Raw genomic sequence first — 12,585 nt, 5'->3', positions numbered from 1 at the left:
CCGCCGTTCAGCCGGAGCGGGGTTTTCAGGGCAATAGTGTAATGGCTTTGTCATCACTTTGGGGCCGCTTATCCCTGACGGGAAACCGGATTATCGGCAGCCGGAGCCGGGCTCTCGGAAGCCGGGTTTTCGACAGCCGGGTTCTCGAAAGTCGGGCCGGCGCGTGACGTCTCGCTGTGCGCCAGAAACACCGCCGCCGTCAGATCCCCGGTCACGTTCGTCACCGTGCGCGCCATGTCGAGAATGCGATCGACGCCGAGAATAATCGCGATGCCCTCGGGCGGCACCCCCACCGAGGCGAGAATCACCATGATCAAGGGCAGGGAGCCGCCCGGCACCCCCGCTGCGCCGATGGCGGTAATCACGCCGAGCATGGCCACCACCACCTGCTGCCCGAGCGTGAGATCCACGCCGAAAACCTGCGCCAGAAACAGCACGGTAATGCCCACGTATACGGCGGTACCGTTCATGTTCATGGTGGCGCCCAGGGGCAGCACGAAGCCGGCGAGGGTGGGCGGCACTTTCAGCTCACGCTCGGCTACGGCAATGCTGGTGGGAAGCGTTGCGCTGCTGGAGCTGGTGGCAAAGGCCGTGACGATGACGGCCCGACTGCGCCGCCAGAAGTCCAGTGGCTTCATGCCGCCGAAAAACTTCACCAGCAGGGACAGCGTAACCACGGTGTGCAGCGTCAGGCCCAGGAGAACCAGCACCACGTAGACACCCAGCTGCGCCAGCAGGCTCCAGCCAAAGCGCGAGGTGACGACAAAGATCAGCGCAAACACGCCATAGGGCGCCAGACGCATCACCATCTCGATGATCTTGATGACGACATCGCCCAGTGACTCGATAACGGCGATCAGCGGTGCGGCGCGCTCCCGCGGTATCAGGGCAAGCGCCACGCCGAACACCAGCGCGAAGAAGATCACCGCGAGCATGTCCATGTTCGCCGCCGCCTCGACCGGGTTGCGCGGCACGATATTCACCAGCATGTCGACGCCGAAGCCGGGTGAGCCCGCCTGCATGCTCGAGGCCTGGTCCCTGAAATCCTCCAGCAACGCGGCACGCACAAGGGGGTCGAGGCTGCTGCCGGGGTCCATGAGATTCACAAGGATGATGCCCAGCGCGGCGGCGATCGCCGAGCTTGCCACGAAATACACCAGGGTCTTGCCGCCGACGCGGCCCAGGTTGCGCACGTCGCCGAGGCCCGTCACGCCAAGGACGATGGAGGCAAACACCAGGGGAACCACGGTCATCAACAGCAGGCGCAGGAAGATCTCCCCCACCGGTGCCGCGATATTATCCGTCAGCCAGATCGTCCACTGGGCTTCGCCCGCCAGGCTGTGGACAGCCAGGCCGGCAAGCGCGCCCAGGAAGAGCGCAAGCAGAATTCGTGTGTGCAGTGGTATCGACGCAGTTTTCATCGATCGGCGCGCAGAGCGTGATGCGCACGTTCGATCACGTAGCTCTGTATGTCGATGGAATCCTGCTTGGTGAGAGCGTCCGAGAATCCGACCATTCCCTGTTTCCAGTGCCTGCCGCCTATAACGATGCTTTCCCAGTCCTCATGGCCCTCTGCGGTGAGGGCGCGCAGGTCGGGCACCGCACCCCCGGCAACCACGCCATCGCCGTGGCAGTACACGCAGTACTGCAGATACAGGGCCTTGCCCCGCGCCACCTGCTCGGGTTCTGCGTCCAGTGGCGGTGGATTGAACACGACGGGCGTCTCCTGCGCCGGTGGCAGTGACGCGTCTCCGTCGAGGCTGAACACCAGCAGTCGGCTGCGGTTGGGGATCGGCCCGGCCGTCAGTGCATCGCCGCCCACCAGCGCCAGGGCACCGCCCCAGCCGGCGACCACGGCCACATACTGTCTGCCGTCGAGCCGGTAGGTGACGGGTGGTGCAACAACGCCGGTCTGGGCATCAAAGGACCACAGCACTTTGCCGCTGTCGGCGGCATAAGCGACAACATTGCCCTCGGCGTTGCCCTGGAACAGCAGATTGCCGGCAGTCGACAGCATGCCGCCGTTCCACGGGCCCGCATGATCCACGCGCCAGCGGGGCTCGGCCTTGACCGGGTCCCAGGCGACGATGGCGCCCTTGACGCTGGCCAGCACCGCGTCGCGGATGGCGGGATCGTCCGGCAGGCTCGCCACCAGATTGTCGGTGCCGGTGTTCCAGTAGCCCTGGCGGAACTCGAAATTCTCATCCGCCGCGTATACCCAGGGCGTGTCCTGCATGGGGATGTAGACCAGTCCCGTCTGCGGGCTGTAGCTCATGGGGTGCCAGTTGTGGCCGCCGATGGGCCCGGGCAGCTGCAGTCCGGAATCGCCCTCGGTGTAGCGCGCCTGCGCCGTTTCCACCGGCCGGCCGGTTTGCGTGTCAATGTGGGAGGCCCAGGTGACGGTGGCGTAAGGCTCGGCGGAAATGAGCTCGCCGGAAACCCGGTCCAGCACGTAGAAAAAGCCGTTCTTGGGCGCCTGCATAATCACCTTGCGCTCGGCGCCATCGATGTTCAGGTTGGCGAGAATCATGTGCTGGGTGGCGGTGTAGTCCCAGGTTTCCCCCGGCGTGGTCTGATAATGCCAGAGATAGCGGCCGTCGTCGGGATCGAGCGCCACGATGGAGGAGAGAAACAGATTGTCACCGCCCGCCGGCGAGCGTATCTGCCGGTTCCAGGGGGCGCCGTTGCCGACCCCGATGTAGAGCATATCGAGCTCCGGGTCGTATGCCATGGAGTCCCAGACGGTGCCGCCACCGCCGATGTCCCACCACGCGCCGCCTCCCCAGGTCTCTGCTGCCTGGCGCATCGACTCGGACTCAAAACCGTCGGCGGGGTTGCCCGGCACGGTATGGAAGCGCCACAGGAGCTCACCATCGGCGACGGCATAGGCTGACACATAGCCACGCACCCCCATTTCACTGCCACCATTGCCGATGATAATGCGGTCCTTGACGATGCGGGGAGCGCCTGTAATGGAGTAGGGCTTGTCGGGATCGGTGGTCTGCACCTGCCAGGCAAGCTCGCCGGAACCTGCATCGAGCGCGATCAGTCGCCCGTCCAGCGTTCCCGAGTAAACGGTGCCATCCTGATAAGCGACGCCGCGATTGACCACATCACAGCACAGGTGCACTGCCCAGTCACGCGGCACCTGCGGATCGTGGAACCAGAGCAGTTCGCCGCTGCGCGCGTCGTGGGCGAAAACCATGCTCCAGGACCCGGTGGTGTAGATCACGCCATCGATCACCAGCGGCGTGGCCTCCAGGCCGCGCTGGGTGGGGTAATCGAAGTACCAGTCGAGCTCCAGTTGATCGACGTTACCCGTGTCGATATCTGTCAGTGTGCTGAAGCGGGTCTCTGCATTGTTCAGGCCGTGGACGCGCCACGCGACATCGGCCGTAACCTTGGACGTTTGCGAGGTCGAGGGGGGCAGCGCGTCGTTCCCCGGCGGCTCGCAGGCCGCCAACGATATCAGGCAGCACAGCAGGCAGGTGCGCGTCGCATCTTTCATGGTTCCAGCTCTCATTTATCTCTTTATGTATTCTTATCGCTCTGTATCGCCCGCATTAGCGCCAGCCAGTCTACGAACGTCAGCCAACATGCCGCAAAGTGGCCTGCCCGTAAAGGCCTGTCCGCCATTGGTGCTATTGCCCGATCGGCTTCTTTCCAACCCGTCTGGTGCCGCGGGTCCTCGTGAGTCCGTCCCGGGCGCCCGCGGTTGGTCAAGGAGAATTGACCTTGGTCAAGGCTTTTGCCGATGGTGATCGTAATGCGTCCGAGAGCGTGGCAGGATGCGCCGGCGTCGCAGAACCGGGCCGAAAGGGCCGTCGCGACGGGCGCAGAATCACGTGAGGCTGAGGCTAAAGTCGACGCCTGTTTCGCCGATATCTCAAGTAAGTGGCGCTGTAAGTGTGGAGAATGTCAATGGACAAGCGGGAAGGATCCATCAGCCGTAGTCTGGAGGCCTATGAAGGTGCCTCCGAGGGCGATAGGCAGAGGCAGTTCGACGAACTGGCCGCCAGTATGCAGGCGCTGAGTCGCGGGCACGGTCTGGTTGAGTTCGACCTCGACGGCACCATCATCACGGCCAACGAAAATTTCCTGAGTATCGTCGGCTACACGCTGGAGGAAGTGCAGGGCATGCACCACAGCAGGCTCTGCGATCCGGATTACGCGCACAGTGACGAGTACCGGGAATTCTGGCGCATTCTGGCCAGCGGCCAGCACCATGAAGGACTGTTTCCCCGCGTTGACCGGCAAGGTGAGACGATCTGGATTCGTGGCATCTACAACCCGGTTCTGGACAGCAGCGGACGGGTTTGCAAGATTCTGAAACTCGTCAGTGACGCCACCGCAGAAGCGGAGGAGACAGCGAACGCGAAAAATCTCTCGCGGCTGATGGAGGCCCTCGGGCGGGTTCAGGGCATTCTTGAATTCGACATGGAGGGGCGCATCCTGAACGCCAACGAGCGCTATCTCAAACGCAGCGGCTATACGCTCGAGGAAATCCAGGCGCTTACGCTCGATGACATGGTACCGACAGACTTTGCGAAAGATCCGGAGCACCTTCAGCTGTGGGAAGATCTGCGTGCCGGCAGGTTCTTCTCGGGGCTGGTGCCTCGCGTCTACAAGGATGGCAAGCCGACCTGGGTGGTCGCCAATTACTCTCCGGTTCTCGACGACCGCGGCAGGCCATTCAAGGTGGTGGGGCTTTCGGTAGATGGCACCAAGGAGCACGATCAGCAGGTCGAGATTGACCGTCTCACGTCTGCGGTAGACGGTTCTGGGTCCTGCATCATGCTGGCGAATGACCGGCACGAAATCGTCTATGCAAACCCGGCTGTCCGGAAAATGATGCAGCGTCGCGCCGGCAAGCTGCGCGAGCACTTCCCCGGCTTCGACCCGGAGCATCTGGAGGGCCAGACGATTGACAGCTTTTTCGAGGACGCCTCGCACTCGCCGGCCATGCTCTCCGACGCGCGCAAGATGCCGACCAGTGTCGTTATCAAGGCCAACGGGGCCGACTTCACGCTGAATGCCACGCTGATAAAAAGCGAACACGGCAAGTACATGGGCAATATGCTCGAGTGGGAAGATGTCACCCAGGCAAAGGCGGCAGAGCGCGAGATCCGTGCACTGATCGCCGGCGCCGCCCGAGGCCGGTTCGACGCGCGGCTGGACGTCGAGGCCTACGAGGGTTTCCTGCGCGTTGTCTCCGGTCTCCTCAACGATCTCATGGAGGTGACCGGGAACGGGTTGAACGATATTGCTGGCGTGATGAACCAGCTCGCCGCCGGCGACCTTAGCGGGCGCATTGACGGTGACTACGAGGGCCTCTTTAAACAGCTGCAGGAGGATGTAAACAATACGGTTGGCGCGCTCAGCGCCGGCTTTACCGATGTCGCCAGGGTACTTTCCGGGCTCGCGGAGGGGGACCTCACCGGCTATATCGATGCCGATCACCCCGGACTGTTCGAGCAGCTCAAGGTGGACGTCAACACCACCATGGACCGACTGACGGACATCGTGGCCAGCATTCGCGAGAGCGCATCGACGATCAATGCCTCGGCCGGCGAAATCTCCAAGGGCAACCTGGACCTGTCGCAGCGCACCGAAGAGCAGGCGTCATCGCTCGAGGAGACAGCGTCGAGCATGGAGCAGATGACGTCGGTGGTGCGCTCGAGCGCGGACAACGCTCGCGAGGCCAACCAGCTCGCCGGGGATGCCCGGGAGCAGGCGGAGAAGGGGGGTGAAGTGGTTGGCAGGGCAATCAGCGCCATGCAGGCGATCAGCGAGTCGTCGGGTGAGATATCCGAAATCATCAGCGTCATTGACGAGATCGCCTTCCAGACCAACCTGCTCGCGCTCAATGCCGCGGTCGAGGCCGCCCGCGCCGGCGAGCAGGGACGCGGTTTTGCCGTGGTCGCGGCTGAAGTCCGCAACCTGGCCCAGCGCAGCGCCGCTGCGGCGAAGGAGATCAAGACGCTGATCAAAACCAGCGTGGCCAAAGTGGAGGACGGCTCCCGTCTGGTCGACTCATCCGGTGAAACACTGTCGGCGATCGTGGTCAGCGTGAAGAAAGTGACCAGCATTATCGCCGAACTGTATGCGGCCTCGGAGGAACAGTCCTCGGGCATTGAGCAGGTCAACAAGGCGGTGATGCAGCTGGATGAAGTGACGCAGCAGAACGCCGCACTGGTCGAGGAAGCTGCCGCGGCGAGCAAGTCGATGGACGAGCAGACCCTGGTGCTGAGGGACCTGGTCTCGCGTTTCCGGTTGACCGAGACAGTGCCGTCTAACGGAGCTGGCCTGCGCCCTCCTCAGCAGGCAGCGGCGAAGCCGGCGACACGCCAAGCGCCGCAGCGTGCAGCGGCACGTTCGATCAATTCCCGGCTCTCACCGGTGAGCGGCCGCCGCTCGGGGTCGGCGCCGGCAGCCACCGCCGATGAGGACTGGGAAGAGTTCTAGTGGGCGTCGTCGCCTGGCCCACTAGCGGGTCACGCGACGCGACGCCGGGACGTCAGCCCGTCCTGCAGTGCTGCAGTACCGAGTCAAAAATGGCGTTCATGCCCGGCGGCGTTGAGTCGGTCTCGGTGCGTTTGCCAAAGACCTGCAGCACGGTCTCTCCGCTGCTGCCGTAGCACTCCAGCGAGCGCACCGGTCCGTGCCGCGTGGGCTTGGTCACCAGCCAGGCATCGCTGATGCTGCCGTCGCGCACGTGCAGGTCTACCTTCGGATCCAGAATATTGAGCCAGCCGCTGGTGGCGACAACCCGCTGGATCTGGCCGATGTAGATCTGCACCAGGCCGCGATTACCCACGAAGATCATCGCGTTCTCCGCCGCGTCTGCGGTCTGCTGCAGTGTCAGCTGCAGGGCCTCGGCAGTAACCGGGATTGCGCGGGACTCGCCGGCAAGCCGCAGTGCCTGCGTCCGTGTTACGGCGCAGCGCCTGAGCAGGCCGATAAAATCGTGGGTGTCTTCCAGCGCATCCCAGCGGCGGTGGAGCTCTGCCACGTCCACCTCGCTGTCCGGGCGCGGGGATTCCGGGATGGCTGGCTCGACGGCGGGCAAACCGGGAAGCGGGTTGTGCACTGCCCACTGCCCACACAGGTTGCGATAAGCCGTGGGGTCGCTGGCGAACACCTTGTGGATATTCACGCCGTGGGCGTCGAAAAACTGCACGCTGCACCGCGGCGCGGACTTTCCCGGGGTCACCACCCCGTAGGCATGCACCCAGTGACGGGCGAAAATCCGCATGTCGATGGAGCCGACGGTCTGGCCCATCGCGGGGCCGAAAAACGCCAGATTTTCGTAGTGTCCGGTCTGCTCCAGAACCGCATGGTCATTGCGGGTCATGGTGCGCAGTTCTCCCCAGGCAGCAATGTCGCCGAGAAGACCCGGAATGTCATCCGTGCGCAGTGCTTGCACATCACTGCCGCCGGTCGCTACCAGGAGCTCCAGCTCCGAGACGCCGAGCGCACTGGCGGCGTTGCGCAGATAGCCGCGCGGATTCTCCGCGCGCCAGGCGGCAAAGTGCTCCGCGAGCTCTGCGGCCCGGGCGTCAGGGGGGGATGAAATTGCGGCGTTTGTCATGACAGTTCCTCGCTGTTTGTGTTGACAGAAGACCTCAGGCAATGACTACCAGCCGATTCAGGGCTGGCAGGTATTCAACGTGTACCGGGGCGCCATAGACGGCGGTCAGCCGCTCAGGCGTCATAACGGTGTCCGGCGTCCCGAGCCCGGCAACGCGACCGCTCTCGAGGAGAAGCACGCGATCGGCAAATCGCGTGGCCAGATCCAGATCGTGAAGCACCACCAGAACCCCGGTATTGTCGGCGGTGAGATGTCGCAGCAGCTGCAGCATCTGCCGAGCGTGCGCGACGTCGAGATTCGCCGTCGGCTCATCCAGCAGTAGCCACCGCGCGGCCGGGTCGTCTGGCGTTGGCCAGACCTGCAGCCAGCCGGCGGCAAACTGCACACGCTGCCGTTCACCGCTGGAAAGCGACATGAATATCCGCTGTCGAAGGGCTCCGAGGTCGCAGCGCTGCAGGACACGGCTGAGGGCGTCGGCGGCGAATGCGCTGCCAAAGCGATCACCGTGCAGCCAGCCCATGGAAACCACGTCGGCCACGGTGTAATCAAAGGCCATCTGCGGTGGCGGTCCAACCACAGCGCGTCGCTCGGCGCGCTGCTGCAGGCTGATCTGCTGCAGATTCCGCCCTGCCATCTCCACACACCCGCTATCGATCGACAGGTCGCCGGCCAGGGCGCCGAGCAGGGTGGACTTGCCAGCTCCGTTGGGACCCACGACGGCAAGTACCTCGCCGGGCTGCACCTCGATATCGACATTCGCCAGCAGCCATCGGCCACTGCGTCGCACACAAAGATTTCTGGCGAGCAGGCTCATGCGTTGCGTACCCGCAGAATCAGCCAGAAGAAAAACGGCGCACCGATGGCGCTGGTAATGAGTCCCACGGGCATCTCGGCGGGGACGACCAGCGTGCGTGCACCCAGGTCCGCTGCAATAGTGAGACAGGCGCCCAGCAGGGCGGAGGCGGGCAGCAGCGAGCGGTGTCGCACACCCGTCAGCAAACGCGCAATGTGCGGCACAACGAGACCGACAAAGCCGATGGTTCCGGCGACGGCAACCCCCGCGCCCACCGCAACCGCAACCCCGAAGATCACGCGGCGTTTGAGGCTGCGCAGGCAGACCCCGAGACGCTCTGCCTCCAGCTCACCCAGCTGCAGCCGATCCAGCTGCCGCGCGGTCGGCAGTACAATGGCCAGCGCCAGCGCGATCAGAACAACAGCGGGCATGACGGTATTCCAGCGATTGCCGCCGAAACTGCCCATGGTCCAGAAGGTCAGCGAGCGTAGCTCACCGTCATTGGCGACCCAGGTAAACAGACCGATACCCACGCCCGACATGGCGTTCACGGCAATGCCCAGCAGCAGCAGGCCAACCACGTTGCGCTGACCGTGGCGACAGGCAAGAGCGTACAGCCCCGAGGTTACCAGCAGTGCCCCGATGATCGCCGCAACCGGCAGGCTGAAGGGCATCAGGGCATCCGGTATGGAGAGCTGGTTGCCAAACACAATCATCGAAATGGCGCCAAGGGCGGCGCCGGAGGACACGCCGATCAATTGCGGCTCGGCCAGTGGGTTGCGAAACAGACCCTGCAGGCAGGCACCGGCGATCGCCAGTGCCGCACCGACCGCACCGGCCAGCAGAACCCGCGGCAGGCGCAGTTCCAGCAGCACGTTGCGCTGCAGTGCAGAAAGGTCGGCGGTGCCCAGCAGGAAACCGACAATATCGAGGTCCACGGCGCCGGTGCTGATAGCAATCAGGGTGATCGCCATCAGTGCGCCGGTGTACAGAAGCAGCCGCTGATTCGGCAAACTTTCGCGCCACGGACGCAGGCGCCGCTCCACCACGGCGCCTGTGCTCATTTCAATGCTCATCGGATTGCCTCCAGCTCTGCGCGCAGCGCTGCGGCGGTGGCCAGGGTGCGTGGGCCGAAGCCGAGCATCGCCATGCCGTCCATCGCGATGATGCGCCGGTTCTGCGCCGCCGGCGTCAGGCGCAGTGCCGGATGCGCCAGCAGGGCCTGCATGCCGCCGGCGTCATCCAGGCCGCGCTGGGTGATGACGATGAAATCCGGGGCGGCCAGTAGCATTGCCTCCTCCGAGACGCCTTTCCAGCCGTCGATGTCGCGCATGGCGTTGTCCAGGCCAGCCATGGTCAACAGGCCGTGACCCGAGGTGTTGCGGCCCGCCGCGAGGGGTGCGCCGCCGCGCACGCCCAGCAGCACGACGCCGCGTGCCTCGGTCCCGGTCTGTTTTTCCAGGGGCGCCAGCGTGCTCGCCACCAATGTCTCGCCGGCCGACGGATTGCCCACCGCTGCCGCCACGCAGCGGATTTTTTCGGCAACACCGGCGGTGTCAAAGCTCTCTGGCACAATCAGCATGTCCACGCCGAGGGATTCGAGCTGGGCGACGACCTCCGGAGGGCCCATGTCGTGTTCGCCGAGCACCAGCGTGGGTTCCAGTGACAGAATGCCCTCGGCGGACAGGTCGCGCACATAGCCGATCTGCGGCAGGGCCTGCGCGGCGTCCGGATAGGTTGCCGTGCGATCGACTGCGACAATGCGCTGCTCCTCGCCCAGTTCGTACAGAATCTCTGTCAGGGAGCCACCGGCTACGGCAATGCGTGTGGCGTCCGCCGCCACCTCGCCGCAGCTCATGGCCTGCGCCGTCGTGCCCGCCAGGAAAAGACAGCCGGCGACCAGCGCAGATTTCCAGCCACCTTGCCGACGCCGGTTCACCACACCGCCCTCAGGTTGATGCTGACATTGCGACCGGGCCGCGAAAAGCGCATGGGATTGTCCTCGCCGATCCCCGCCGTATCGGCCCAGCGGATGTAGCGTTCATCCAGCAGGTTGAACACTCCCAGATCGATGCTGATGCGGTCCGAGAGATCGGCATGCACGAGAAGGTCCAACAGGTGAAAGCTGTCGGTGGCGAAGCGGTCACCGTCAATGTCGCTGCTGTCCTTGTCCGCCGACCAGCTCCAGATCAGTTCGCTGCTCCAGGCAGACTGTGTGGGTGCCCAGCGCAGTCCGAGCACGGTGCTGAGCGGGTCCACCGTGTTGATCGGGATATTTTCGCTGGATTCACCGCTGGCGTAGGCTGCCGCGCCTTCGAGGGAGAATGCGGCGAGGGCGGGGCTGAGGGCGCCAAGGGCCAGCTGCCCGCGGAACTCTATCCCCTCAATGTCTACCGCGCCGCGATTCACCGACTGGAAGGTCAGCAGGCCGTCCGCCGGGTCAATGCCACCGCTGGTCGCGAACCCGGGCGCGATGACGTTGGCTTCGATGAAGTTGTCGTAGCGAGTGGTGAAGGCGGCTAGCTGTGCCTGGCCCCAGCGATTATTGAAGCGCAGCCCCACCTCGTAGCCGGTACTGGATTCCGACGCCAGGTCGGGTGCCGCTATGGTCTTGTAGCCGCCGAGAAAGTTCGAGAAGCCGACGTTGACATCGTCATAAGGCGGCGCGCGAAAGCCCTCGCTGTAGCGTGCCCAGCCGGCAATTGCCGGTGTGAACTGATATAGCGCGCCGAGCTTCAGGGTGAGGTCGGAATCGTCAAAATCCTCGGGCGCGGGGACTCCGGGGTTGCCGTTGAAATACAGGTCGTCCGGACGGGTGCTGGCCGAGTAGTCGTCATAGCGCAGTCCGGGCGTGATGCGCAGGCGCCCCTCGAGAAACACCATCTCGTCCTGCAGGAAGAGTGCGCGGTTCTCCACCTCTGTTGGCGGGAAATCCCGCGTGGGCAGGGGGGCGAACTCGGGCACCACGGCGCCCGTGACCGCACTGACGGTGCCACCGTCGCGCAGGTTGGCATTGTCCGTGCGATACCAGTCGACGCCGAAGGTCAGGGTGTGCTCGGCGCCAAAGGCCCGGGCAGAGCGGCTGGCCTGGGCAAACAGGCCATCGATCTGCTGCTCGAAGGTGGACAGGCGCTCGCGCGTGAGGGCGCCGAGCCGCGGTGAGGTGCGCTCATCCAGCGTCAGCTGCTGCGTTTCCGAGGTCTGGCGGTACACCGTGACCTGGGCGTTGTTCAGCAGGCCGCTGGCGCTATCGTAGCGATAGCTCAGGCTGTAGCGGGAGCGTTCCCGCTGATCCTGTGCATTGCGCGCATCGGTGACAATCCCGCGCGCTACCTCGCCGAAATCCGACAGCAGCGTGGTGTCAACGTCGGCATCCAGTAGATCCAGGGCGAAAATGAGGTTGTGTCCCTCGAAGGGACTGACCGCGAGTTTGGCGCCGAAAGAGCGGGTATCGATGGCCTGCGGGTCGGCTTTGCTGCGACCGCTGCCGAAGCCGCCGATGTCGCCGGCGGTCTGTGTTTCTTCAGCCGAGCGCTGGGTATAGGTGATGAGACCGGCAACGCGCTCGGTACCGTACGCGGCGTTCAGCGAGCCCATGACGCTGTTGTCCTCGCTCGAGTAGCCTGCCTTGGTGTCGAGGTACAGTGGCTCTTCGGCAGACACATACTCGTTCGGTGCCCTTGTGGTCACTGACACCACGCCACCCAGCGCATCGCTGCCGTAAAGCGTGGAGGAGGGACCGCGGGCGATTTCCACGCGGGAAATCGTGTCTACGTCGACGAAGTCGCGCCGGGCCGAGAGGAAGGGGCCGAAAGAAAACTCCTCTGGCATGCGAATGCCGTCGACCAGGGTCAGTACGCGGTTACCGCCGATGCCGCGAATGGTGAAGCCCTCGAGGCCGAAACGGCTGCCGCCGCCGGCGACGCTGACTCCGGGTTCAAAGCGGATCAGGTCCTGAATGTCACGCACCAGCCAGCGGTCGATGTCCTCGCGTCCGTAGACCGAGATGGTCGCTTCCACTTCACTCAGGCGGCGCTCGGTGCGCGTGCCCACAACGGTCACCGTTTCCAGAGCGGGGTCGCGGTCGTCAGAAGCGGCGTTGTCTGGTGGCGGTGAGGTGGATTGCGCGATAACCAGTGAGGGCAGAAAGCAGAGTGGCAGTAATGAGCTTGCGAAAATGGTGCGGTGGGCAGGCACGGGA

General features: G+C 64.4%; 8 protein-coding genes. 1 reads left to right on the top strand and 7 read right to left on the bottom strand.

Annotation, left to right across the window (positions count from 1 at the left end):
* Nucleotides 1-68 precede the first annotated feature (68 nt).
* Together EV688_RS01450 and EV688_RS01445 are read right to left on the bottom strand one after the other, a co-directional pair.
* Entirely contained in the window at nucleotides 69-1,421 is a 1,353-nt protein-coding gene (locus tag EV688_RS01450) for a dicarboxylate/amino acid:cation symporter (RefSeq protein ID WP_117316623.1), read from the bottom strand.
* Nucleotides 1,418-3,508, bottom strand: a complete 2,091-nt coding sequence (locus EV688_RS01445) for a PQQ-dependent dehydrogenase, methanol/ethanol family (protein ID WP_117316621.1) — start codon at nucleotides 3,506-3,508, stop codon at nucleotides 1,418-1,420. The genes EV688_RS01450 and EV688_RS01445 overlap by 4 nt, the downstream gene beginning before the upstream one ends.
* 413 nt (nucleotides 3,509-3,921) lie before the next feature.
* Between EV688_RS01445 and EV688_RS17780 the strand changes: the two genes are divergently transcribed.
* Nucleotides 3,922-6,465, top strand: a complete 2,544-nt coding sequence (locus EV688_RS17780) for a methyl-accepting chemotaxis protein (protein WP_162883857.1) — start codon at nucleotides 3,922-3,924, stop codon at nucleotides 6,463-6,465.
* A gap of 52 nt (nucleotides 6,466-6,517) precedes the next feature.
* Here EV688_RS17780 and EV688_RS01435 read toward each other — a convergent pair whose 3' ends face one another.
* Genes EV688_RS01435 through EV688_RS01415 form a run of 5 tightly spaced genes read right to left on the bottom strand, consistent with a single transcriptional unit; the run spans nucleotide 6,518 to nucleotide 12,581 of the window.
* Nucleotides 6,518-7,591, bottom strand: coding sequence for a ChuX/HutX family heme-like substrate-binding protein (locus tag EV688_RS01435; protein WP_117316617.1), 1,074 nt, complete (start codon nucleotides 7,589-7,591; stop codon nucleotides 6,518-6,520).
* Nucleotides 7,592-7,625: 34 nt separating this feature from the next.
* The gene (locus EV688_RS01430) at nucleotides 7,626-8,405 is read right to left on the bottom strand and encodes a heme ABC transporter ATP-binding protein (protein ID WP_117316615.1); all 780 of its coding nucleotides are present in this window, start codon (nucleotides 8,403-8,405) and stop codon (nucleotides 7,626-7,628) included.
* Nucleotides 8,402-9,460: a FecCD family ABC transporter permease gene (locus EV688_RS01425; protein WP_117316613.1), complete on the bottom strand. Its 1,059-nt coding sequence runs from the start codon at nucleotides 9,458-9,460 to the stop codon at nucleotides 8,402-8,404. Before EV688_RS01425 ends, EV688_RS01430 begins: the two co-directional genes overlap by 4 nt.
* A complete protein-coding gene (locus EV688_RS01420; RefSeq protein ID WP_131917524.1) occupies nucleotides 9,457-10,323 on the bottom strand; it encodes a heme/hemin ABC transporter substrate-binding protein in 867 nt (288 codons plus the stop codon). Before EV688_RS01420 ends, EV688_RS01425 begins: the two co-directional genes overlap by 4 nt.
* Nucleotides 10,320-12,581 carry a TonB-dependent hemoglobin/transferrin/lactoferrin family receptor gene (locus EV688_RS01415; protein WP_162883856.1) on the bottom strand — a complete coding sequence of 754 codons (2,262 nt, stop codon included), beginning with the start codon at nucleotides 12,579-12,581 and terminating at the stop codon, nucleotides 10,320-10,322. The genes EV688_RS01420 and EV688_RS01415 overlap by 4 nt, the downstream gene beginning before the upstream one ends.
* Nucleotides 12,582-12,585 lie beyond the last annotated feature (4 nt).

It is taken from the genome of Chromatocurvus halotolerans (assembly GCF_004340525.1).
Classification (GTDB): Bacteria; Pseudomonadota; Gammaproteobacteria; order Pseudomonadales; family Halieaceae; genus Chromatocurvus; species Chromatocurvus halotolerans.
The sequence above is the reverse complement of the archived record's forward strand: the minus strand, read 5'-3'. Positions and strand labels throughout refer to the sequence as shown.